At 72.1% G+C, this 21,095-nt stretch carries 23 protein-coding genes and 1 pseudogene; 12 read left to right on the top strand and 12 right to left on the bottom strand.

Annotated elements, in window-relative coordinates:
• Nucleotides 1-187: 187 nt before the first annotated feature.
• A complete protein-coding gene (locus AC07A6_RS21720) occupies nucleotides 188-1,951 on the bottom strand; it encodes an acetyl/propionyl/methylcrotonyl-CoA carboxylase subunit alpha (protein WP_362472735.1) in 1,764 nt (587 codons plus the stop codon).
• Nucleotides 1,952-2,340: 389 nt separating this feature from the next.
• Between AC07A6_RS21720 and AC07A6_RS21725 the strand changes: the two genes are divergently transcribed.
• A complete protein-coding gene (locus tag AC07A6_RS21725; RefSeq protein ID WP_478778171.1) occupies nucleotides 2,341-2,796 on the top strand; it encodes a hypothetical protein in 456 nt (151 codons plus the stop codon).
• Here AC07A6_RS21725 and AC07A6_RS21730 read toward each other — a convergent pair.
• The 4 genes from AC07A6_RS21730 to AC07A6_RS21745 all read right to left on the bottom strand — a co-directional run bounded on the left by AC07A6_RS21730 (nucleotide 2,777) and on the right by AC07A6_RS21745 (nucleotide 5,488).
• The gene (locus AC07A6_RS21730; RefSeq protein ID WP_362472741.1) at nucleotides 2,777-3,385 is read right to left on the bottom strand and encodes a Maf family protein; all 609 of its coding nucleotides are present in this window, start codon (nucleotides 3,383-3,385) and stop codon (nucleotides 2,777-2,779) included. The two genes, AC07A6_RS21725 and AC07A6_RS21730, sit on opposite strands and share 20 nt — an antisense overlap.
• 49 nt (nucleotides 3,386-3,434) lie before the next feature.
• Entirely contained in the window at nucleotides 3,435-3,569 is a 135-nt protein-coding gene (gene mmpB, locus AC07A6_RS21735; protein ID WP_267033075.1) for a morphogenic membrane protein MmpB, read from the bottom strand.
• A gap of 92 nt (nucleotides 3,570-3,661) precedes the next feature.
• A complete protein-coding gene (locus AC07A6_RS21740) occupies nucleotides 3,662-3,874 on the bottom strand; it encodes an acyl-CoA carboxylase epsilon subunit (protein ID WP_125599251.1) in 213 nt (70 codons plus the stop codon).
• Nucleotides 3,875-3,895: 21 nt separating this feature from the next.
• On the bottom strand, nucleotides 3,896-5,488 hold the full coding sequence (locus AC07A6_RS21745) for an acyl-CoA carboxylase subunit beta (protein ID WP_362472745.1): 1,593 nt from the start codon (nucleotides 5,486-5,488) through the stop codon (nucleotides 3,896-3,898).
• Nucleotides 5,489-5,619: 131 nt separating this feature from the next.
• On the opposite strand from AC07A6_RS21745, the gene AC07A6_RS21750 reads away from it, so the two are divergent.
• The 5 genes from AC07A6_RS21750 to hutH all read left to right on the top strand — a co-directional run bounded on the left by AC07A6_RS21750 (nucleotide 5,620) and on the right by hutH (nucleotide 11,583).
• Nucleotides 5,620-6,486 carry a biotin--[acetyl-CoA-carboxylase] ligase gene (locus AC07A6_RS21750; RefSeq protein WP_362472748.1) on the top strand — a complete coding sequence of 289 codons (867 nt, stop codon included), beginning with the start codon at nucleotides 5,620-5,622 and terminating at the stop codon, nucleotides 6,484-6,486.
• A 237-nt stretch (nucleotides 6,487-6,723) separates the two neighbouring features.
• Nucleotides 6,724-7,875, top strand: coding sequence for an adenylate/guanylate cyclase domain-containing protein (locus tag AC07A6_RS21755; RefSeq protein ID WP_362472751.1), 1,152 nt, complete (start codon nucleotides 6,724-6,726; stop codon nucleotides 7,873-7,875).
• A 26-nt stretch (nucleotides 7,876-7,901) separates the two neighbouring features.
• Nucleotides 7,902-8,705: an enoyl-CoA hydratase/isomerase family protein gene (locus tag AC07A6_RS21760; RefSeq protein ID WP_427711022.1), complete on the top strand. Its 804-nt coding sequence runs from the start codon at nucleotides 7,902-7,904 to the stop codon at nucleotides 8,703-8,705.
• Nucleotides 8,706-8,792: 87 nt separating this feature from the next.
• The gene (locus tag AC07A6_RS21765) at nucleotides 8,793-9,911 is read left to right on the top strand and encodes a GGDEF domain-containing protein (protein WP_362472756.1); all 1,119 of its coding nucleotides are present in this window, start codon (nucleotides 8,793-8,795) and stop codon (nucleotides 9,909-9,911) included.
• A 130-nt stretch (nucleotides 9,912-10,041) separates the two neighbouring features.
• On the top strand, nucleotides 10,042-11,583 hold the full coding sequence (gene hutH / locus AC07A6_RS21770; protein WP_362472782.1) for a histidine ammonia-lyase: 1,542 nt from the start codon (nucleotides 10,042-10,044) through the stop codon (nucleotides 11,581-11,583).
• 85 nt (nucleotides 11,584-11,668) lie between these two features.
• Here the strand turns inward: hutH and AC07A6_RS21775 are convergent, their stop codons facing one another.
• Nucleotides 11,669-12,040: an LPXTG cell wall anchor domain-containing protein gene (locus AC07A6_RS21775; protein WP_478778172.1), complete on the bottom strand. Its 372-nt coding sequence runs from the start codon at nucleotides 12,038-12,040 to the stop codon at nucleotides 11,669-11,671.
• 164 nt (nucleotides 12,041-12,204) lie between these two features.
• Between AC07A6_RS21775 and AC07A6_RS21780 the strand changes: the two genes are divergently transcribed.
• The 3 genes from AC07A6_RS21780 (at nucleotide 12,205) to AC07A6_RS21790 (ending at nucleotide 15,007) form a co-directional block, all read left to right on the top strand.
• Nucleotides 12,205-12,489 carry a hypothetical protein gene (locus tag AC07A6_RS21780; protein ID WP_285545531.1) on the top strand — a complete coding sequence of 95 codons (285 nt, stop codon included), beginning with the start codon at nucleotides 12,205-12,207 and terminating at the stop codon, nucleotides 12,487-12,489.
• A 159-nt stretch (nucleotides 12,490-12,648) separates the two neighbouring features.
• On the top strand, nucleotides 12,649-13,893 hold the full coding sequence (locus tag AC07A6_RS21785; protein WP_386274365.1) for a L,D-transpeptidase: 1,245 nt from the start codon (nucleotides 12,649-12,651) through the stop codon (nucleotides 13,891-13,893).
• 142 nt (nucleotides 13,894-14,035) lie between these two features.
• Nucleotides 14,036-15,007: a GNAT family N-acetyltransferase gene (locus tag AC07A6_RS21790; RefSeq protein WP_478778173.1), complete on the top strand. Its 972-nt coding sequence runs from the start codon at nucleotides 14,036-14,038 to the stop codon at nucleotides 15,005-15,007.
• A gap of 15 nt (nucleotides 15,008-15,022) precedes the next feature.
• On the opposite strand, the gene AC07A6_RS21795 is transcribed toward AC07A6_RS21790, so the two are convergent.
• Complete coding sequence (locus tag AC07A6_RS21795; RefSeq protein ID WP_362472768.1) at nucleotides 15,023-15,916, bottom strand: helix-turn-helix transcriptional regulator; 894 nt, start codon at nucleotides 15,914-15,916, stop codon at nucleotides 15,023-15,025.
• A 208-nt stretch (nucleotides 15,917-16,124) separates the two neighbouring features.
• Between AC07A6_RS21795 and AC07A6_RS21800 the strand changes: the two genes are divergently transcribed.
• Nucleotides 16,125-17,171 (top strand): NAD(P)-dependent alcohol dehydrogenase, encoded by a 1,047-nt coding sequence (locus AC07A6_RS21800; RefSeq protein WP_478778174.1) that lies wholly within the window; start codon nucleotides 16,125-16,127, stop codon nucleotides 17,169-17,171.
• Here AC07A6_RS21800 and AC07A6_RS21805 read toward each other — a convergent pair.
• The 3 genes and pseudogenes from AC07A6_RS21805 to AC07A6_RS21815 form a co-directional block, all read right to left on the bottom strand.
• Complete coding sequence (locus tag AC07A6_RS21805) at nucleotides 17,138-17,515, bottom strand: MerR family transcriptional regulator (RefSeq protein WP_478778175.1); 378 nt, start codon at nucleotides 17,513-17,515, stop codon at nucleotides 17,138-17,140. The two genes, AC07A6_RS21800 and AC07A6_RS21805, sit on opposite strands and share 34 nt — an antisense overlap.
• Before the next feature lie 12 nt (nucleotides 17,516-17,527).
• Nucleotides 17,528-18,286, bottom strand: coding sequence for an SDR family NAD(P)-dependent oxidoreductase (locus AC07A6_RS21810; RefSeq protein ID WP_478778176.1), 759 nt, complete (start codon nucleotides 18,284-18,286; stop codon nucleotides 17,528-17,530).
• 44 nt (nucleotides 18,287-18,330) lie between these two features.
• Nucleotides 18,331-18,423, bottom strand: a pseudogene (locus tag AC07A6_RS21815) (peptide-methionine (S)-S-oxide reductase MsrA); the annotation flags it as partial.
• A 51-nt stretch (nucleotides 18,424-18,474) separates the two neighbouring features.
• On the opposite strand from AC07A6_RS21815, the gene AC07A6_RS21820 reads away from it, so the two are divergent.
• Nucleotides 18,475-19,959, top strand: a complete 1,485-nt coding sequence (locus tag AC07A6_RS21820; protein WP_478778177.1) for a recombinase family protein — start codon at nucleotides 18,475-18,477, stop codon at nucleotides 19,957-19,959.
• 85 nt (nucleotides 19,960-20,044) lie between these two features.
• A complete protein-coding gene (locus AC07A6_RS21825) occupies nucleotides 20,045-20,248 on the top strand; it encodes a helix-turn-helix domain-containing protein (RefSeq protein ID WP_478778178.1) in 204 nt (67 codons plus the stop codon).
• 53 nt (nucleotides 20,249-20,301) lie between these two features.
• Here AC07A6_RS21825 and AC07A6_RS21830 read toward each other — a convergent pair whose 3' ends face one another.
• Both AC07A6_RS21830 and AC07A6_RS21835 read right to left on the bottom strand, forming a co-directional pair.
• Nucleotides 20,302-20,778, bottom strand: coding sequence for a hypothetical protein (locus AC07A6_RS21830; RefSeq protein WP_478778179.1), 477 nt, complete (start codon nucleotides 20,776-20,778; stop codon nucleotides 20,302-20,304).
• An 80-nt stretch (nucleotides 20,779-20,858) separates the two neighbouring features.
• Nucleotides 20,859-21,083, bottom strand: coding sequence for a DUF397 domain-containing protein (locus tag AC07A6_RS21835; RefSeq protein ID WP_478778180.1), 225 nt, complete (start codon nucleotides 21,081-21,083; stop codon nucleotides 20,859-20,861).
• Nucleotides 21,084-21,095: the final 12 nt, after the last annotated feature.

The following is a 21,095-nucleotide window of genomic DNA, read 5'->3' on the forward strand; positions in this document are numbered from 1 at the left end:
AAACGCCGGCGGGGCTGTCTGTAGCCCCGCCGGCGTTTGAGGCGAACGGGGTCAGGGGCGGAGCCCCTGGGAACGGTGGAAGGGCGGGTAGGGGACCAGCCCCGCAGGGGCCCGGTGCGCGCGGCGGGATGCGCGAAGGCCCCCGCCCGGGGATACCCGGGCGGGGGCCTTCGTCACGTGCGGGGCGTCAGTCCTTGATCTCGCAGATCGTGGCGCCCGAGGTGAGGGAGGCTCCGACCTCGGCGGTGAGGCCGACGATGGTGCCGGAGCGGTGCGCGTTCAGCGGCTGCTCCATCTTCATCGCCTCCAGGACGACGACCAGGTCGCCCTCGTTGACCTGCTGGCCCTCCTCGACCGCGACCTTGACGATCGTGCCCTGCATCGGCGACGCCAGGGTGTCGCCGGAGGCGGCCGGGCCGGACTTCTTGGCGGCGCGGCGCTTCGGCTTGGCACCGCCCGCGGCGGCCGTGCGGGCCAGGGTCATGCCCAGCGAGGACGGGAGGGAGACCTCCAGGCGCTTGCCGCCGACCTCGACGACGACCGTCTCGCGGCCCGGCTCGTCCTCGGTCTCCTCGGCCGCCGGAGCGGCGAAGGGCTTGATCTCGTTGACGAACTCCGTCTCGATCCACCGGGTGTGGACCTTGAACGGGGTGCCGTCGGTCGGGGCGAAGGCCGGGTCGGCGACGACCGCGCGGTGGAAGGGGATGGCGGTGGCCATGCCCTCCACGTTGAACTCCGCCAGGGCGCGCGCGGCGCGCTGCAGGGCCTGCTCGCGGGTGGCGCCGGTGACGATCAGCTTCGCGAGCAGCGAGTCCCAGGCGGGGCCGATGACCGAGCCGGTCTCCACGCCCGCGTCCAGGCGGACGCCGGGGCCGGTCGGCGGGGCGAAGAGGGTGACGGTGCCGGGGGCGGGCAGGAAGTTGCGGCCCGGGTCCTCGCCGTTGATGCGGAACTCGAAGGAGTGACCGCGCAGCTCCGGGTCGCCGTAGCCGAGCGCCTCGCCGTCGGCGATGCGGAACATCTCGCGGACCAGGTCGATGCCGGCGACCTCTTCGGTCACCGGGTGCTCGACCTGGAGGCGGGTGTTGACCTCCAGGAAGGAGATGGTGCCGTCGGTGCCGACGAGGAACTCGACGGTGCCGGCGCCGACGTAGCCGGCCTCCTTGAGGATGGCCTTGGACGCGGCGTACAGCTCGGCGTTCTGGGCCTCCGTCAGGAAGGGGGCCGGGGCCTCCTCCACGAGCTTCTGGTGGCGGCGCTGGAGCGAGCAGTCACGGGTGGAGACGACGACCACGTTGCCGTGCGTGTCCGCGAGGCACTGGGTCTCGACGTGGCGCGGCTTGTCGAGGTAGCGCTCGACGAAGCACTCGCCGCGGCCGAAGGCGGCCACGGCCTCGCGCACGGCGGACTCGTAGAGCTCCGGCACCTCTTCGAGGGTGCGGGCGACCTTGAGGCCGCGGCCGCCACCGCCGAAGGCGGCCTTGATGGCGATGGGCAGACCGTGCTCCTGGGCGAACGCGACGACCTCGTCGGCGCCGGAGACGGGGTCGGGGGTGCCCGCGACGAGCGGGGCCCCGGCGCGCTGGGCGATGTGGCGGGCGGCCACCTTGTCGCCGAGGTCGCGGATGGCCTGCGGCGGCGGGCCGATCCAGGTCAGTCCGGCGTCGAGCACGGCCTGGGCGAAGTCGGCGTTCTCGGAGAGGAAGCCGTATCCGGGGTGGATGGCGTCCGCACCGGAGTCCGCGGCTGCCTGCAGTACCTTCGCGATGTCGAGGTAGCTGGCTGCCGGGGTGTCACCGCCCAACGCGAAAGCTTCGTCTGCCGCGCGGACGTGCAGGGCGTCCCGGTCCGGATCGGCGTAGACGGCTACGCTCCCGATTCCGGCATCCCGGCAGGCCCGAGCAACGCGGACAGCGATTTCGCCACGGTTGGCGATGAGCACCTTGCGCACGATGGCTCCCTCCTTGAAACAAGCTGAGTTTAGGGACAGTCGACACGGCCTTACGACCCTTCCCCAATGGTGACCTTGCCCACACGGAGTGTTATTCGAGTGCCCCTTGAGTGTGAAAGCCCGTGTGTCGCCCCAGGTCAGGGAGATCCCCGACTGCACAGTAACCCCGTGGGGAGGGGGAGGTCTCTGTTCGGCGGGTCAGCGGCCCCCGCCGATTCTTTGTGGAGTCCCTACGAACAGCCTATGCATTCTTTGAGTGAGGGCCGTCACGGTCGCCCCGCGCGCCCTTTCCCGTAACGAAGCGGGCCCGGACTCTTGTCCGAAGGTTTACTCGTTAGTAGCCTCCCAGGCGTCGAACACGCTTGTGGCGTGGGAGGGATGGGGGCGTCGTGCTGCGCAGACTCGTGGCGGGGCTGGTCGCGATCGCACTCGTCGCGGAGGCCGCCGTCCTCGTGCTCGTCCACCTCGTGCTGGGCCGGACGACCGAGGCCCAGTCGATGTCCGTCGCGGGCATGGATCCGGATGTCATGGTCATGGCGACTTACGGGATGGGTGCCGGCATGGGCGCCTTCCTCCTGCTGTGCGCCGTCCTGGCCGCCGTCGCCGCCCTGCGCGACCGCCCGCCGGGCCGCCCCGCCCGCGTCGTGCTCGTCGCCGCCGCCGTCACCCACGGGGTGCTCGGCGCCCTCGCCGTGGGACTCGTCGGCTGGGGCGCCTTCGCGGCGACGACGGCGATCCTCTGCCTGCTCGTACTGACCCTGATGCTCTACGCCGCGCCGGCGGCCGGACCGGCGGCCGGACCGGCCGAACAGCCCGGTGGGGGCCTCAGGCCCACAAGTCCGTGATGGACACGTCCAGTTCGCCCAGCAGCGAGCGCAGCAGCGGCAGCGACAGCCCGATGACGTTGCCCGGGTCCCCGTCGATGCCGTCGATGAACGGCGCCGACAGGCCGTCCAGCGTGAACGCCCCGGCCACGTGCAGCGGCTCGCCGCTGGCCACGTACGCCGCCACCTCCGCGTCCGTCGGCTCGCCGAAGCGGACCGTCGTGGAGGCCGTCGCCGAGACCTGACGGCCGGTCGCCGTGTCGATCACGCAGTGGCCCGTGCGCAGCACCCCGGCCCGGCCGCGCATCGACTTCCAGCGGGCCGTGGCGTCGGCCGCGTCGGCCGGCTTGCCGAGCGCCTCGCCGTCCAGCTCCAGCACGGAGTCGCAGCCGATCACCAGGGCGCCCGCGGCCTCCTCCAGCCCCGCCACCACGCCCGCCTTGGCCTCGGCCAGGGCCAGCGCCAGGCCGGCCGGTTCGTCGTGGTCCAGGGTGTCCTCGTCGAAGCCGCTGACGATCACGTGCGGGGCGAGCCCCGCCTGCCGCAGCAGGTTCAGCCGGGCGGGCGAGGCGGAGGCGAGGACGAGCGCGCGTACGGTCATGGGGGCCATCGTAGGGCGGCCGCCGGGACCGCCTCCGGCCGCGGCCCCCGGGGGCGCCTCAGAACGGGGGCACGCCGAGGACGTACACCGCGACCACCATCGCCAGGACGAGGACCACGAGCATTCGCCGGAGCATCGCCTGGGCGTCGCGCATGTCCTTCGGGGGCTCGTTCTTCGGGTCTGACCAGAGCATGCCCCGATCCTGGCCCGCGGTACGCCGGTGGCGCCTGAGTACGGGTACTCAGGCGCCACCGTCCGTTCGCGCCATCTTCCGGAACCCGGGGCTCAGCCCCGTCCGGGCCAGTACGTACGGCCCCACGCGCGCGGCCCGGGCAGCATCTGGCGCCGCCGCGCCACCCGGCTCGGCGAGGCCCACTCGTCCGGCACCCGGGGCGCGCCCGACGGGGCCGAGGCCAGCGCCGCCGCGCGCGCTTGGACCACCGCCAGTGCGGCGGCCAGCTCCTCGGGGGTCGGGTTGCCCTTGACGACCTTGATCACCACAGAGTCCTCCTGGAGGGCCTAGAGGGGGATGTTGCCGTGCTTCTTCGGGGGCAGCGACTCCCGCTTCGTACGCAGCTGCCGCAGCCCCTTCACCACGTGGGCGCGGGTCTCGGACGGCATGACCACCGCGTCGATGTAACCGCGCTCGGCGGCGGTGTACGGGTTGAGCAGGGTGTCCTCGTACTCGGTGATGAGCCGTGCCCTGGTCTCCTCCACCTCCTCCGGAGCGGCCTCCGCGATGGTGCGCCGGTGCAGGATGTTCACCGCGCCCTGCGCGCCCATGACGGCGATCTGGGCGGTCGGCCAGGCCAGGTTCAGGTCCGCGCCGAGGTGCTTGGAGCCCATGACGTCGTAGGCGCCGCCGAAGGCCTTGCGGGTGATGACGGTGATGAGGGGGACGGTGGCCTCGGCGTACGCGTAGATCAGCTTCGCGCCGCGCCGGATGATTCCGTTGTACTCCTGGTCGGTGCCGGGCAGGAAGCCCGGGACGTCGACGAACGTCAGCACCGGGATGTTGAAGGCGTCGCACGTCCGGACGAACCGCGCGGCCTTCTCGGAGGCGTTGATGTCCAGGCAGCCGGCGAACTGCATCGGCTGGTTGGCGACCACGCCCACCGGGTGTCCCTCGACCCGGCCGAAGCCCGTGAGGATGTTCGGGGCGAACAGGGACTGCGTCTCCAGGAACTCCCCGTCGTCCAGCACGTGCTCAATCACAGTGTGCATGTCGTACGGCTGGTTCGCACTGTCCGGGATCAGGACGTCGAGCTCCAGGTCGGTACCGGAGACCTCGGTGTCCGCCTCCTCGGGGAAGGCGGGCGGCTCGGAGAGGTTGTTGGACGGCAGGTAGGCGAGCAGCGACTTGACGTACTCGATCGCGTCCTTCTCGTCACCGGCCATGTGGTGGGCGACACCGGAGGTGCTGTTGTGCGTGCGCGCACCGCCCAGCTCCTCGAAGCCGACGTCCTCGCCGGTGACCGTCTTGATGACGTCCGGGCCGGTGATGAACATGTGCGAGGTCTGGTCGACCATGACCGTGAAGTCGGTGATGGCCGGGGAGTACACGGCGCCGCCCGCGCAGGGCCCCACGACCAGGCTGATCTGCGGGATCACCCCCGAGGCGTGGACGTTGCGGCGGAAGATCTCGCCGTACATCCCGAGCGCGCTGACGCCCTCCTGGATGCGGGCGCCGCCGGAGTCGTTGATGCCGACGACCGGGCAGCCGGTCTTCAGGGCGAAGTCCATCACCTTGATGATCTTCTGGCCGTAGACCTCGCCCAGCGCCCCGCCGAAGACGGTGAAGTCCTGGGAGAACACGGCCACCGGGCGGCCGTCCACCGTGCCGTAGCCGGTGACGACGCCGTCGCCGTAGGGGCGGGTCTTCTCCAGTCCGAAGTTGGTCGACCGGTGCCGGGCGAACTCGTCCAGCTCTACGAAGGACCCCTCGTCCAGCAGCAACGCCACTCGCTCACGTGCCGTCAGCTTGCCCTTCGCGTGCTGCTTCTCGACGGCGCGCTCGGAACCGGCGTGCGTGGCTTCCTCGACTCGGCGCCGCAGGTCCGCGAGCTTGCCCGCGGTCGTGTGCATGTCGATCGGCTCTGAGGGTTGGGACATCGGGGTCGCGGCTCCCTGTGTGGTGTCAACTGCCTGGTCAATTGATTGACTGCTGCTGGCTACTGGTGCGTAGCGTATCGGCGGGCATGGCGCTCGGCAGTGCGGCGTTTGACACACCTACATTGGCTTGCATGACTCCACAAGATGCTCCAGTCGGAGCGGGCCAGGGCCGCTGGTCGAGCCTGGACCGCCCGCCCCTGAACGCCTCCGCGCTCTCCAAGGCGCTCGTCACGCCGGACGGCCTGTGGACCTCCCTGGAGGTCGTCGCCGCCACCGGGTCCACCAACAGCGATCTCGCGGCCCGCGCCGCGGAACTGCCCGAGGGCGCCGTGCTGGTCGCCGAGGAGCAGACCGCCGGGCGCGGGCGGCTGGACCGCAGCTGGGTCGCGCCGGCCCGGTCGGGGCTGTTCTTCTCCGTGCTGTTCAAGCCGGGCGCGGGCGTACCGCAGGAACGGTGGGGGTGGCTGCCGCTGCTGGCCGGGGTGGCCACCGCGGCCGGGCTCTCGCGGGGCGCGGGCGCGGACACCGCGCTCAAGTGGCCGAACGACCTCCTGGTGAACGTGGACGGGGAGGAGCGCAAGGCCGGCGGCATCCTCGCGGAGCGGGTCGAGGACGGGGTGGTCCTCGGCATCGGCCTCAACGTCACCCTCACGGAGGACGAGCTCCCCGTACCGGCGGCCGGGTCGCTGCTCCTGGCCAAGGCGGCGCTGACCGACCGGGAACCGCTGCTGAAGGCCGTCCTGCGCTCGCTGGAGGAGTGGTACGGGCGCTGGCGCGACGCGGCCGGCGACCCGGCCGAAAGCGGCCTCCAGGAGGCGTACGCGGCCGGCTGCGCGACCCTGGGCCGGCACGTCCGCGCGGACCTGCCGGGCGGGCGCGAGCTCACCGGAACGGCCGAAGCGGTCGACGCGGACGGCCGGCTGGTGATCCGTACGGCCGACGACGCCCGCGAGGCGGTGGGTGCGGGCGACGTGGTGCACCTGAGGTCGGTCCGCTGATACCGGCCCGGGGGACCCCCGCCCGCCGCCCGGCCGGAGCCCGCGCGGGGCTCCTGGACCGAAGGGGCGCGACCGGGCGAGGGTCCCCCCGGACGGGCTTTTGCGCCCCGGGAGCGAAGGCGCCCGTCAAAGAGGGGGAGTGAGCTACGGCACACCTGCCGTATGGTTTAGGCGATCCCGGTCCTCCCGGTGATCACCCGGTTCGGCAGCGCGCACGGAATGGACAGGAGGCGGCCCTTGACCGTCGACGACTCTAAGTCCAGCGCGTCCGGTTCTGGCGGGAATCCTGGCACCCCCATCGGGCGGGACCAGCACACGCCCTTCCACGAGGTCGACCACGCGGCGCAGCCGACGGCCGACCCGCTCGCCATCCGGCTGGAGCAGCTGATCCTGGGCGCCGAACGCCGGTACACGCCGTTCCAGGCGGCCCGGAGCGCGGGCGTGTCGATGGAGCTGGCCTCGCGGTTCTGGCGGGCCATGGGCTTCGCCGACATCGGCCAGGCCAAGGCCCTGACGGAGGCCGACGTACTGGCGCTGCGGCGCCTGGCCGGCCTGGTGGAGGCGGGGCTGCTGAGCGAGCCCATGGCGGTGCAGGTGGCCCGGTCCACCGGACAGACCACCGCCCGGCTGGCCGAATGGCAGATCGATTCCTTCCTGGAGGGGCTGACGGAGCCGCCCGAGCCGGGCATGACCCGCACGGAGGTCACGTACCCGCTGGTCGAGCTGCTGCTGCCGGAGCTGGAGGAGTTCCTCGTCTACGTGTGGCGGCGCCAGTTGGCGGCCGCGACCGGCCGGGTGGTGCAGGTCGCGGACGACGAGGAGATGGTCGACCGGCGCCTCGCGGTGGGCTTCGCGGACCTGGTGGGCTTCACCCGGCTGACGCGGCGGCTGGAGGAGGAGGAGCTCGGCGAGCTGGTCGAGGCCTTCGAGACGACGGCGGCCGACCTGGTGGCCGCGCACGGCGGCCGGCTGATCAAGACGCTGGGCGACGAGGTGCTGTACTGCGCCGACGACGCGGCGACGGCGGCCGAGATCGCGCTGCGGCTGATCGAGACCATGGAGGCGGACCCGCAGATGCCGGAACTGCGGGTCGGGATCGCCTTCGGGACGGTGACGACCCGGATGGGCGACGTCTTCGGCACCACGGTGAACCTGGCGAGCCGGCTGACCTCCATAGCCCCCAAGGACGCGGTGCTGGTCGACGGGGCGATGGCCGAGGAGCTGAGCCGGACCGGCGCCGCGCCGAAGTCCGAGAAGGACGCCGAGAACGAGGAGGGCGGCGGCACGTACCGCTTCGCGCTCCAGCCGATGTGGCAGCGGCCGGTCCGCGGCCTGGGAGTCGTCGAGCCCTGGTCGCTGACGCGGAGGACACCTAAGATCCCCGGGTAACGATCGTTAACCGGGAGGGTGGCAGCATGTCTGAGCAGCGCTTCGGAGAGTTCGTGGCGGTGCGGCGGCACGGCGACGGCGACGTGGTCGCCGAGCTCGTGCTGGACCGGCCGAAGGCGATGAACGCCGTCTCCACGGAGATGGCGCGCTCGGTCTCCGCCGCGTGCGACGCGCTCGCCGCGGACCCCGGCGTACGGGTCGTCGTACTGACCTCCACCCACGAGCGCGCGTTCTGCGTGGGCGCGGACCTCAAGGAGCGCAACTCCTTCACGGACGCCGAGCTGGTGCGCCAGCGCCCCACCACCCGAGGGGCGTACGGGGGCGTGCTGGAGCTGCCGATGCCGACGGTCGCGGCGGTGCACGGCTTCGCGCTGGGCGGCGGCTTCGAGCTGGCGCTGGCCTGCGACGTGATCGTGGCCGACGAGACGGCCGTGGTCGGGCTGCCCGAGGTGTCGGTGGGCGTGATCCCGGGCGGCGGCGGTACGCAGCTCCTGCCGCGCCGCGTCGGCGCGGCCCGGGCGGCCGAGCTCATCTTCACGGCCCGCCGCGTGGAGGCGGCCGAGGCCCTGTCCCTGGGCCTGGTCGACGAGGTCGCCCCGGCGGGCGGGGACCGCGCCCGGGCCCTGGAGCTGGCCCTGACGATGGCGGCGAACTCCCCGGTCGGGCTGCGCGCCGCCAAGCGGGCGCTGCGTCTGGGGCACGGGATGGACCTGGCGGCGGGGCTGGAGATCGAGGACGCGGCCTGGCGGACGGTGGCCTTCTCCGGGGACCGGGCGGAGGGCGTGGCGGCCTTCAACGAGAAGCGCAAGCCGAACTGGCCGGGGGAGTAGGGCGGCGTGGCTTCATGGGGTGACCGGAGGTCACCCCAAGTGGGTCTTACTGTCACTAAATCGGATAAAACTCCCTAGTCTGGGGTGATGGGAGTTGACGGGCGGCTGCGGGCCGTCGTGGCACTCGCGCAGGCCATGGCGGCGGCCTGCGCACCACGGGACAGCGTCCGGGCGGCCGCGCGGGGTGCCCGCCTGGCGATGGACGGCTCGTTCGCCGCGATCTCGGCCTGGGAGCGCGAGCGGGGGCGGCTGCGGGTCCTGGTGAACGAGGGCGAGCGGCGGGCCGGGGAGGAGGAGTTCCCCGAGGACGAGTCCTACCCCGTGCACGACTTCCCCGAGATCACCGAGTTCCTGCACGAACGCTGGGCGGGCGGCGGCGGCCCGCACGCCTGGGTCGAGAGCGCCGTCGGCGACCGCCCCGGGCGGCGCGGGGACGCCCTGCGCCGGCGCGGGCGCGGCACCTGCGTGGTGGCGCCGATCGTGCTCAGCGGGCGGGCGTGGGGCGAGCTGTACGTGGCCCGGGACGAGGGGCTGCCGGACTTCGACGAGGACGACGCGGAGTTCGCGGCGGTACTGGCGGCGGTGGTGGCGGCGGGGCTCGCGCAGAACGAGCGCCTGGAGGAGGCCCGGCGCCTCGCCTTCACGGATCCGCTGACCGGCCTGGCCAACCGGCGGGCCGTGGACATGCGGCTCGACGAGGCCCTGGAGGAGCACCGGCGCAGCGGGACGGTGGTGAGCCTGGTGGTGTGCGACCTGAACGGCCTCAAACGCGTCAACGACACCCTGGGGCACGCGACGGGCGACCGGCTGCTGGAGCGGTTCGGCTCGGTGCTGAGCCTGTGCGGGGCGATGCTGCCGGGGGCGCTGGTCGCACGGCTGGGCGGGGACGAGTTCTGCCTGGTCAGCGCGGGGCCGTCGGCGGACGAGGTGGTCCGGGTGACGGGGGAGGTCTGCGTACGGGCCGCCGAGCTGGAGCTGGGCGAGGGCGTGGCGTGCGGGGTCGCCTCCACGGGCGACCCGATCGGGCCGGTGAAGTCCTCCCGGCGGCTGTTCCGCCTGGCGGACGCGGCGCAGTACAAGGCGAAGGCGGCCCGATCCACGGAGCCGGTGGTCGCGGGCCGCGACACGGCGGTGGTCCGCCTGGCCGACGCCGCGGCGGCCCGCGAGGGCCGGGGAGAGCGGCGACGGTTCCGGGGGCGGCAGTAGGGAGTGGCGGCAGGGGTCGGCCGGCACCGGCCGGGGGCCGTATGCCGTAAGGGTCCGTCGACGGTCGTGATCGTGACGAATTTGGCTAGTGACATGAAGGGATTCAGTCCGTAGGGTGCTGAATATGGATATGCACACTGTCGTGGTGGGGACGTCCGGGACCACCGCCGAGGACGTCATCGCCGTCGCCCGCGGCAACGCGCGGGTCGAGCTGTCCGCCGAGGCGCTGGAAGCGCTCGGCCGTGCTCGTGAGATCGTCGACGCGCTCGCCGCCAAGCCCGAGCCCGTCTACGGGGTCTCCACCGGCTTCGGGGCGCTCGCCTCCCGGCACATCAGCCCCGAGCTGCGCGCGCAGCTCCAGCGCAACATCGTCCGTTCGCACGCCGCCGGCATGGGGCCGCGCGTCGAGCGGGAGGTCGTCCGCGCCCTGATGTTCCTGCGTCTGAAGACGGTGGCCTCCGGGCACACCGGCGTGCGGCCCTCGGTCGCGCAGACCATGGCCGACCTGCTCAACGCCGGGATCACCCCCGTCGTGCACGAGTACGGCTCCCTCGGCTGCTCCGGCGACCTCGCGCCGCTCTCCCACTGCGCCCTCGCGCTCATGGGCGAGGGTGACGCCGAGGGCCCCGACGGCGCCGTGCGGCCCGCCGGTGAGCTGCTCGCCGAGCACGGCATCGAGCCCGTCGAGCTCCGGGAGAAGGAGGGCCTCGCCCTCCTCAACGGCACCGACGGCATGCTCGGCATGCTGGTGATGGCCCTCGCCGACCTCGACACGCTGTACAAGTCCGCCGACATCACGGCGGCGCTGACGCTGGAGGCGCTGCTCGGCACCGAGAAGGTGCTGGCGCCCGAGCTGCACGCCATCCGCCCGCACCCCGGGCAGGGCGCCTCCGCCGCCAACATGGCCGCCGTGCTGAAGGGCTCCGGGCTCACCGGGCACTTCCAGGAGGAGTCCGCGCCGCGCGTGCAGGACGCCTACTCGGTGCGCTGCGCCCCGCAGGTCGCCGGCGCGGGCCGTGACACCATGGCGCACGCCTCGCTCGTCGCCTCGCGCGAGCTGGCCGCGGCCGTCGACAACCCGGTCGTGCTGCCCGACGGCCGCGTGGAGTCCAACGGCAACTTCCACGGCGCGCCCGTGGCGTACGTGTTGGACTTCCTGGCCATCGCCGCCGCGGACCTCGGCTCCATCGCCGAGCGGCGCACCGACCGGCTGCTGGACAAGAACCGCAGCCACGGCCTGCCGCCGTTCCTGGCGGACGACGCCGGTGTCGACTCCGGTCTGATGATCGCCCAGTACACGCAGGCCGCCCTGGTCAGCGAGATGAAGCGGCTCGCCGTGCCGGCCTCGGCCGACTCGATCCCGTCCTCCGCCATGCAGGAGGACCACGTCTCGATGGGCTGGTCGGCGGCGCGCAAGCTGCGTACCGCGGTCGACAACCTGACGCGGATCATCGCCATCGAGCTGTACGCGGCCACCCGCGCCATCGAGCTGCGGCACGGGCTCACCCCGGCGCCGGCCAGCCAGGCCGCGATCGCCGCGACCCGGGCGGCGGGCGTGGAGGGTCCCGGGCCGGACCGCTTCCTCGCGCCGGACCTGGCCGCCGCCGACGCCTTCGTGCGCGCGGGCGGGCTCGTCGCGGCCGTGGAGCCGGTGACCGGTCCGCTCGCCTGACCCGGAGCGGGAGCAGGAAGCAGGAAGCAGGACGAGAACAGGAGAAGGGCCGCACCCCGTCGGGGGTGCGGCCCTTCCGCCGTCTCTAGAGGCTGCGGGAGCGGCGTACGGAGAAGGCCACGAAGCCCGCCCCGAGGCCGAGGCAGACGGTGCCGCCCAGCACGTAGGGGGTGGTGTCGATGCTGCCGGTGTCGGCGAGCGAGAGGACGGTGATGCCGGCCGGCCGCTCGTCGGAGACGCCGGCGATGGTCCCCGTACCGGTGTCGGAGTCGTCGTCGCCGTCGGCGTCGGCGTCCGTGGCGGTGTCCGAGACGGTTCCGGTGTTGGCGGCGGCGGGTGCGCCGGGGGTGCCCGCGGACAGGCCGGGGGCGGTGGCGTTCGCCGACGGGACGAACCAGAGGGCGGCGAGGAGGGTGGTCGCCCCGAGGGCGGTGAGCAGAGGTCGACGTGCGGACACGGTGCGATCCCCCTTGCGGAAGCAGCGAATTGGCCGTGTCCGCAGATGCTAGTGAAAGGGGCGGGTCGCGGGAAAGTCGAGGCTGTCGCGGGCTTACTCTCCGTCGTATGAACCCTTCTGATGCATCACGATACGTACGGCTTCGGGTGGATTTGGTGCTGGAGGTGTCGGACTCCGACGCCCTCATCGGTGCCGCGCTCGCGCACATCAAGGCCGACGAGTTCATGCCGGACGAGGAGCGCGCGCACGCGGAGTCGGCGGTCATGGAGGACGAATCGGAGGCCCTGGCCTACCTCGTCGACCCCACTGACCTGGTCGCGGAGCTGACCGGAGTCGAGCTCGCACAGGCCTCCTGGAGCAGCGAACCGGTCGAATACGACCCCGAGTCCCTGGAGTGGGACCTTGACGAGGAAGATGGTGGTTTCGAAGAAGGGGCCGACAACGCCTGACCGTGGGGTTGCACACATTCGAACGGAATGTGGAACCGAACAGCGTCGTTAACGCGTTGTCAGGACGAGCAGGGGGCGACGCCCCCTGCCCGGCCCGACCCCGGGATCGCAGCCCGGGGTTTCACGGCAACGATGGAGTGACGTGTGAGGACGTACAGCATGCGGCGGAGAAGGTCCCTGGTGGCCGTGTCCGCCGTGCTCGGTGGGGTACTGATGCTCTCGGCCTGCAATGACGGGGGCGGCGACAAGTCCCAGGGCAGCTCGGACGCGGGCAAGTCCCAGGCGGAGGTCGACGCGGCGGCGGCCAAGGACGCCTCCAAGGCCCGAATAGCCATCACGCCCAAGGACGGCTCCACCAACGTCCCGCTGAACGACGGCACGAACGTCGCCGTCAGCGACGGCACGCTCACCAAGGTCGAGCTGAAGAGCTCCGACGGCACGGCCGTCGCGGGCAAGATCGCCGCCGACGGCAAGAGCTGGAAGCCGGACGCCGCGCTGAAGCGCTCCACCAAGTACGCCCTCGCGGCGACCGCGAAGGACGCGGCCGGCAAGGAGGCGCACGAGAATGCCTCCTTCACCACCCTCTCCCCGGAGAACAGCTTCGTCGGCTCCTTCGTGCCGGAGGAGGGCGAGACGGTCGGCGTGGGCATGCCGGTCTCGATCACCTTCAACAAGCCGATCAAGGACCAGAAGGCCGTCCAGGCGGCCATCAGCGTCACCTCCAGCAGCGGCCAGGAGGTCGTCGGCCACTGGTTCGGCAACCAGCGCCTGGACTTCCGCCCCGAGCAGTACTGGCAGGCGAACTCCACCGTCACCCTGAAGCTCGCCCTCCAGGGCGTCCAGGGCGCGCCCGGCATCGTCGGCGCGCAGAACAAGACCGTCACCTTCAAGATCGGCCGGAGCCAGGTCTCCACCGTCGACGTGAAGGCCAAGACGATGACGGTCACCCGTGACGGACAGGTCCTCAAGACCATCCCGATCTCCGCCGGTTCTCCCGAGAACCCCACGTACAACGGCCAGATGGTGATCTCCGAGAAGTTCAAGGAGACCCGGATGGACGGCTCGACCGTGGGCTTCACGAACAAGGAGGGCAAGGGCGAGTACGACATCAAGGACGTCCCGCACGCGATGCGGCTGTCCACGTCCGGCACCTTCATCCACGGCAACTACTGGGGCGCCGACTCGATCTTCGGCAAGGTCAACACCAGCCACGGCTGTGTCGGCCTGAACGACGCCCAGGGCGCCAACGACCCGAACCAGCCCGGCGCCTGGTTCTTCGACAACTCGCTCATCGGCGACGTCGTCACCGTGGTGAACTCCCCGGACAAGACCATCAAGCCGGACAACGGCCTCAACGGCTGGAACATGTCGTGGGCCGAGTGGAAGGCCGGTCCGTCGGCCTGACGCCACGGCAGCGGTACCGACGGAAGGCGGGGAGCCCGGAAGGGCGCCCCGCCTTCCGGCGTTGAGGGGCTGGAGGGGGAGCGGCCGTGAACTCTACTCCAGGGGCGTCCGGTTCGGCCGGCGGGGCGCCTACAGTCCTGCCATGACGAAGATCAACACCCTGTCCGTGCCCCCGGCCGACGCCGAGGTCGACGCCTGGCTGGCCGTCCAGACGGCCGCCCACGCCACCGACGCCGCCGCCCTGCCCGCCGTACCCGCCCCCTCGCGGACGGAGGCCGCCGGACGGCTGCGCGTCCCGCCGTCGCGCGGCCGCCTCGCGCACTGGACGGCCGGGGACGGCACGGGACACGCCGCCCTGCTGCTCTTCACCGAGGAGGGCAACACCCACACCGCGTTCCTCGACGAGCTGACCGTACGGCCCGACGCGCGCCGGCGCGGCGTGGGCACGGCCCTGTGGCAGCGGGTCCGCCGGGAGCTCCTCGACCAGGACCGCACCTCCGTCGCCACCGTCGCCGACCTCGGCGGCCCCGGGCAGGCCTTCGCCGAGTCCCTCGGCTTCGAGAACGTGCTCTCCATGGGCTGGTACGTACGCGAACTCGGCGCCGACGGCCCGCCGCCGCTCCCCGCCACGCCCGGCTACGCGTTCCACGTCTGGCCCGGCCTGGTGCCCGACGAGTGGGCCCCGGCCACCGCCGTCGCCCACGGCGCGATGGAGGACGCCCCGAGCGGGGACAGCGAGGAGACCTTCCGGCCCTGGACCGCCGAGCGGGTGCACAGCGCGCAGCGGCTGGTCCTGGACCGGGGCGGCGAGATCGCCGTGGCCGCGGCGGTCACCCCCGCCGGGGAGGTGGCCGCGTACACGGTGCTGGTGCTGCCGGATCCGGCGGGCCCGCGCGCCCTCCAGTACGACACGGTGGTCGTGCCCGCCCACCGGGGCCACGGCCTGGGCCGCGCGGTCAAGCTGCGCATGGAGGCGTACGCCGCCGAGCAGCTCCCGGGGCTGCGCCGGATCGGCACCACCGTGGCCGACGAGAACGCCCCGATGCTGGCGGTGAACGAGTCCCTCGGCTACCGCCGCGAACGCGGCGCGGGCCTCTTCCAGCTCAAGCTCTGACCCCCGCCCCCACCCCTACGCGGGTTCCTCGGCGGGCCGCTGCGGTGCCGGCGGCGCCACCGGCGGCGCGGTCCAGGACGACAGCAGCCGCAGGGCGTCCGCCGAGGGCGAGCCGGGCTCGGCGTGGTACGTCACCAGGCACTGCGCCGGGTCGTCGGGCAGCGTCAGCGTCTCGAAGGTCAGGTCCAGCTGCCCGACGATGGGGTGCCGCAGCCGCTTCACGCCGTGCGTCTTGTCGGCCACCGTGTGCGCCGCCCACAGCCGCCGGAACTCCTCGTTCTTCACGGACAGCTCCCCGACCAGCGCCGACAGCCGCTCGTCGTCGGGGTGCTGGCCGGCGTACAGGCGCAGGTTGCTGACCACCTCGCAGGCCCGGCACTCCCAGTCCGCGTACAGCTCCGCCGTCGCCGGGTCCAGGAACACCAGCCGCACCAGGTTCCGCTCCGCCGGCGGCAGCGCCCCGAAGTCCCCGAAGACGGCCGCGGCGAGCGGGTTCCAGCCGATGACGTCCTGCCGCCGCCCCACCAGGTAGGCCGGTACGCCCTCCATCGCCGCCAGCAGCGTGCGCAGCGCCGGGCGGACCTGCTGGGGGCGGGCGGTGCGGCCGCCGGACCGGCGGGTGCGGGGGCTCGCCAGGTGGTTCAGGTGGGCCGACTCGGTGCCGCTCAGGCGCAGCGCCCGCGCGATGGCGTCCAGCACCTCCGCGGACACGTTCTGGCCGTGTCCCTGCTCCAGGCGGGTGTAGTAGGCCACCGAGACCCCGGCCAGCTGCGCCAGCTCCTCGCGGCGCAGGCCCGGCACCCGGCGGCGCCGCCCGTGGTCGGGCAGGCCCACGTCAGCGGGCCGCAGCCGGGCGCGGCAGCTGCGCAGGAAGTCCCCGAGTTCGGCTCGCTGATCAAGCTGGTCCATAGCGCAAGTATCCCCGGCGGGCGCGCCCGGCGAGGGGCTCAGCCTGACCCCGTCAGGGGTAGGTCCGCCAGTCCTAGGCTCCGCAGGGGTCTGGGTCGGCCGCGCCGGGGAGGGCATCGTGGGGGACGTCGAAGAACGGACGCCACGGCCCGCCCGCAGCACCCCGCGGTACGGCCCCCCAGGCGTCCTCGTCCGAGGAGAGCACCCCATGTCCGTCACCCAGGCAGCCGCCTACGCCGCCCCCGCCCCCAAGGCCCCGCTGGAGCGCACCACGGTCCCGCGCCGCCCGGTCGGCGAGCACGACGTCCTGATCGAGATCAAGTTCGCCGGCATCTGCCACTCCGACATCCACCAGGCCCGCGACGGCTGGGGCGAGGGCATCTTCCCGATGGTCCCCGGCCACGAGATCGCCGGTGTGGTCGCCGAAGTCGGCGCCGGCGTCACGAGGTTCGCGGTCGGCGACCGGATCGGCGTCGGCTGCATGGTCGACTCCTGCCGCGCGTGCGAGTACTGCCTGGCCGGGCAGGAGCAGCACTGCGTCCAGGGAATGACCGGCACGTACAACGCCCTCGACCGCAAGGGCGAGCCCACGTACGGCGGTTACTCCACGCACCTCGTCGTCGACGAGAACTACGCCGTCCGCATCCCCGACGGCCTCTCCCTCGACGTCGCCGCGCCGCTGCTGTGCGCCGGCATCACCCTGTACTCGCCGCTCAGGCACTGGCAGGCGGGCCCGGGCAAGAAGGTCGCGATCGTCGGCCTCGGCGGGCTCGGCCACGTCGGCGTGAAGATCGCCGCCGCGCTGGGCGCCGAGGTGACCGTGCTGTCGCAGTCGCTGCGCAAGAAGGACGACGGCCTGCGGCTGGGCGCCGCCCACTACTACGCGACCGCCGACGAGGCCACCTTCGAGGAGCTGAAGGGCCGCTTCGACCTGATCCTCTCCACCGTCTCCGCGCCGCTCGGCCTGGACCGGTACCTGTCCCTGCTGCGGGTCGGCGGAGCGCTCGTGAACGTGGGCGCCCCGGAGGAGCCGGTGGAGCTGAACCTGTTCTCCGTCATCGGCGGCAACAAGACCCTCGCCGGGTCGATGATCGGCGGGATCGCCGAGACGCAGGAGATGCTGGACTTCTGCGCGGAGCACGGCCTGGGCGCGGACATCGAGGTGATCCGGGCCGAGGACGTCAACGACGCCTACGAACGCGTCCTGTCCAGCGACGTCCGCTACCGCTTCGTCATCGACGCGTCGACGATCTGACCCGCCCGCCCCAACGCCTCCCGCAGCCGGTCGCGCGCCGCCGTCTGCGCGGCGATCCGGGCCTCCAGGACGGCCAGCCGCTCCCGGGCCACCGCCAGCCCCTTGGGCGACGGCGGCCCGGCGGCCACGTCCCGGTCCAGGCACGGCGCGAACACCCGTACGTCGTCCAGGGTGAGCCCCGCTTCCAGCAGCACCCGGATGTTGCGGACCCGTACGACGGCCCGCTCCTCGTAGACCCGGTAGCCGTTCGGCGCCCGCTCGGAGGAGATCAGCCCCGCCTGCTCGTAGTGGCGCAGGGCACGGGCGGTGGTGCCGGTGGCCCCGGCGAGTTCCCCGATCAGCATCCGGCCATGCTGTCAGGCCACCGCCGCGCCTCCGTCCACCGGGACCACGGCCCCGGTCAGGAACGAGGCGGCCGGGTCGGCGAGCCGGCACACCGCCCAGGCGACCTCCTCCGGCCGCCCGACCCGCCCCATCGGGGTGCGCGCCACCTGCCAGGCCCGTACCTGGGCGGCCCGCTCGGGGCTGAGCCCCTGGTGTTCGCCGATCGGCGTGTCCACCGCGCCGGGCGCGACCCCGACGACCCGGATGCCCCGCGGGGCGAGCTCCACGGCCCAGCTGCGGGTGAGGGTGTCGAGGGCGGCCTTGGTGGCGGCGTAGACGGAGGCGCCGGGCCAGCCCCGCTGCCCGACCGCGGTGCTGACGTTGACGACGACCCCCGCCCCGGCGGCCTCCAGTGCCGGCAGGGCGGCCTGGGTGAGCAGCACCGGGGCGACGAGGTTGGTGGCCACTTGCGCGGCGATGTCGCCCTCGCTCACCCCGCCGAGGGCGCCGGCCCGCACGATCCCGGCGTTGTTCACGAGCACGTCGAGCCGGCCGTGCTCGGCCAGCACCCGCTCCACGATCCGCTCCGGCCCGCCGGGGGCGCTCACGTCGGCGACGAGCGGCCGGATCCCGGGGAACCCCTCGGCGGTCCCGTCCAGCACCCCGCCGCGCCGCCCGACGACCACGACCCGCTCCCCGGCGGCCGCGAAGGCCCGCGCCGTGGCCCGCCCGATCCCGGTCCCCCCTCCGGTGACGAGGACGACCCGCTGCTTGCCCGCTGTGTTCTCCATGCCCCCGATGGAACAACCCTGCCGCCAGCGGCAGGGTCAAGCCGTCATTCCGCCGCGGCCACGCCGATGGGGCAGGAGACGCCAGTGCCCCCGATGCCGCAGTAGCCGCCCGCGTTCTTGTCAAGGTACTGCTGGTAGCACCACTTCTCTTTGCATAGAATTAGTGACTCTTCGTAAAGGGGTGGGAAGTGAACGAAGCGGCACCGGTGATCCCGGTTGTCTCGTACGCGCGTATCTCCGCCGACACGGCCAGGGACGGCCACGGCGTCGAGGACCAGCACAAGGTGAACGGCGAGACTGCGGCCCGTCTCGGCTGGACGATCGTGCACCGCTACACCGACAACGACCTGTCGGCAGCGAAGGCGGCGGTGGTGCGCCCGGACTTCGAGGCCATGGTGAAGGCGCTCAAGTCAGGGCACATGCCGGACGGGCAGCCCGTACGCGGCGTCATCGTCGTCGCCGACGACCGGCTCACTCGCAGAGCCGGAGACTACGAGCGGTTCGTGGACGCGCTCACGTACGAGGAAGGGCGCGTCTACGCCGACGCCAAGGGGTCGAAGAACCTCTACAGCGAGGACGTGGAGTCCATGGGCCTCTTCGGCGTCGTCATCTCCAAGATGGAGGTGCGCAAGATGCAGCGGCGTGCACGCCGCTCGCACCGCGCCCGCGCCGAGCTGGGCATCCCGGTAGGCGGAAAGCGCCCCTTCGGCTGGCAGGACGACAAGCTCACGTTGGAGCCCGAGGAAGCGGCGTGGCTGGCGAAGGGCGCCCGTGAGGTGATCGCGGGTAAGTCCATGCACTCCATCCTCCGAGAGTGGCGGGAGGCCGGCGTCCGCACGATCAACGACAAGGAGTGGGCGAGCCGCTCCCTCAAGATCGCACTCTGGAACCCGCGGCTGTGCGGGTGGCGGAAGCACAACGGAGAACTGGTCCGTGATGCCAACGGTGTGCCGGTCGTGGGCCGCTGGGAGCCGATCATCACCCCGAAGGAGTGGATGGCCATCGACGCCGTCTTCTCGGCACGCGTCAGTCCCAACGTGAAGTCCGACGGAACGGTCACGGACTATCGCACCCCGTCGTACCTGCTGACCGGAATCCTCCGATGCGGAAAGCCCGGAGTGGACGGCCAGATCTGCAACTCGCCCCTCCGTGCGGCCATGCGACCGGATCTCTCCGGCGGCTACCTGTATCAGTGTCCCAGCAAGGAAATGGGCGGTTGCGGTGGCACGGGCCGTAATGGCGCCAAGATTGACGAATTCATCACGGAAACAGTTCTGGCGAAGCTGGAGGAGCGGGCGGCCAGGCCGGCGCATGCGGACGAGAAATGGGCAGGGGAAGACGAACTGGACCGCTTGACGCGGAAGCAGCGCAAGCTGCTCCAGGCTTGGCAGGGGGACCAGATCTCGGATGAGTTGTTCTTCCCTGAGAACCAGAGGATGGAATCCCGGGTCAAGGAACTACGTGCGGACCGTACGCGCCACGTTCTCAACCAGCAGCGTGCGGCCGAAGTCACCGGCGACGTACGTGAGCGCTGGACCTCCGGCAGGCTGGACCTGGCACAGAAGCGCGCCCTGATCAGGGAGGCACTGCATGCGGTGATCGTCCTGCCGGTAGGCGGCGGTGGCCGACGCCCGTTCAATCCTGACCTGTTGGTCCCGAAGTGGCGCGACTGACAGCGAGCTGAAACGAAAAGGGGCACAGCCATCCGACTGGTGCCCGTTCGTTCGTGTTGCGGGTCTGGACTACCGCTGCTTGCGCGTGGCCTTGGTCGAGAAGACGTTGGAAGGGCTGGACGCTGCGGCCCGTAAGGGCAACGTCGGTGGGCGTCCGTCCGTCGTAGACGATGACAAGCTCGCCGTTGCCCGTGCCCGGCACGCCAGGGGAGAGAGCGTCACAGCCATCGCCAAGGCCTTGGGGATCGGCCGTGCCACCTTGTACCGCCACCTGGGAGAGAGTGCCTGAGACAGGCGCGCGCGGACGCAGACAGGCCCCCCGGCATCACGTCGGGGCCGCTGTCAGGCACGGGCCTGCTGGGCGGGGCAGGGCAGGTCGGGAGCGGCACGGTTCGGCGAGCACGTCACAAGGGCGACAGAGTGGAAGACAGTGCCCTTCAGGTAGTGGCCGAGGGATACGTCTCCTCCCCATGCCAGCCGTTCGACAGCAGCCTTCGCAAGGAGCACCAGCCTGGTCACTTCCCGATCCTGCTCAGAGGCGAATCGGGGTGCGAACTCTGCGAGCTGGAGGCCCAGCCACTCGCCGGCCTCCTTGGGCTCCTCCCATGTCCCCCTGATCAGCGAGGGCGGTTTCATGAGCCAGTGCGCCGTCTGGATCGGAGGCAGGTCAGCAGTCGGGAACGCGGCCACGGCTTCTCGGTATCGGTCGTGCACCTCTTGCTCACTGGTCGCCGCCGGGGCCTGGCTGGGCGGTCTGCGGACGCTCTCCCTGTCGAACGTCTTCTTCTCTCCCACCCATGCGTAACCGTGGTGGTGCACCGCTGCTCCGTTCCGAGAGATGACGACGGCCCTGCCCGTCGGCGTGAGGGCAGGGCCGTCAGTTCAGGTGGTGCCGTGGATCAGGCGGAGAGGTCGAAGCGGGCGGGGTCGATGCCCGCCGCGTCCAGCTCGGCCGTGGTGAAGCGCAGCGGCTCGGCGTCCGGGCGCTTGCTGTCGCCCATCGCCCACGCGTCCGGCCCGATCTTCGCGAGGGTCACGCACGCCTCGCCGTCCGGGTGGGTGTTGCCCCCACACGCCTTGCTGAAGTGGGCTCCGGAGATGTCGAGTCCGTACAGGTCGGTCATCTGGTCCTCCTT

This window comes from Streptomyces sp. NPDC044002 (assembly GCF_056434525.1).

Excerpts from the sequence above, each read along its gene's own strand:
- AC07A6_RS21730 (WP_362472741.1), bottom strand. The coding sequence starts at position 3,385 with ATGGCCCCCATGACCGTACGCGCGCTCGTCCTCGCCTCCGCCTCGCCC.
- mmpB (WP_267033075.1), bottom strand. The coding sequence starts at position 3,569 with ATGCTCTGGTCAGACCCGAAGAACGAGCCCCCGAAGGACATGCGCGAC.
- AC07A6_RS21745 (WP_362472745.1), bottom strand. The coding sequence starts at position 5,488 with ATGTCCCAACCCTCAGAGCCGATCGACATGCACACGACCGCGGGCAAG.
- AC07A6_RS21750 (WP_362472748.1), top strand. The coding sequence starts at position 5,620 with ATGACTCCACAAGATGCTCCAGTCGGAGCGGGCCAGGGCCGCTGGTCG.
- AC07A6_RS21760 (WP_427711022.1), top strand. The coding sequence starts at position 7,902 with ATGTCTGAGCAGCGCTTCGGAGAGTTCGTGGCGGTGCGGCGGCACGGC.
- AC07A6_RS21765 (WP_362472756.1), top strand. The coding sequence starts at position 8,793 with ATGGGAGTTGACGGGCGGCTGCGGGCCGTCGTGGCACTCGCGCAGGCC.
- hutH (WP_362472782.1), top strand. The coding sequence starts at position 10,042 with ATGCACACTGTCGTGGTGGGGACGTCCGGGACCACCGCCGAGGACGTC.
- AC07A6_RS21785 (WP_386274365.1), top strand. The coding sequence starts at position 12,649 with ATGCGGCGGAGAAGGTCCCTGGTGGCCGTGTCCGCCGTGCTCGGTGGG.
- AC07A6_RS21790 (WP_478778173.1), top strand. The coding sequence starts at position 14,036 with ATGACGAAGATCAACACCCTGTCCGTGCCCCCGGCCGACGCCGAGGTC.
- AC07A6_RS21795 (WP_362472768.1), bottom strand. The coding sequence starts at position 15,916 with ATGGACCAGCTTGATCAGCGAGCCGAACTCGGGGACTTCCTGCGCAGC.
- AC07A6_RS21800 (WP_478778174.1), top strand. The coding sequence starts at position 16,125 with ATGTCCGTCACCCAGGCAGCCGCCTACGCCGCCCCCGCCCCCAAGGCC.
- AC07A6_RS21805 (WP_478778175.1), bottom strand. The coding sequence starts at position 17,515 with ATGCTGATCGGGGAACTCGCCGGGGCCACCGGCACCACCGCCCGTGCC.
- AC07A6_RS21810 (WP_478778176.1), bottom strand. The coding sequence starts at position 18,286 with ATGGAGAACACAGCGGGCAAGCAGCGGGTCGTCCTCGTCACCGGAGGG.
- AC07A6_RS21835 (WP_478778180.1), bottom strand. The coding sequence starts at position 21,083 with ATGACCGACCTGTACGGACTCGACATCTCCGGAGCCCACTTCAGCAAG.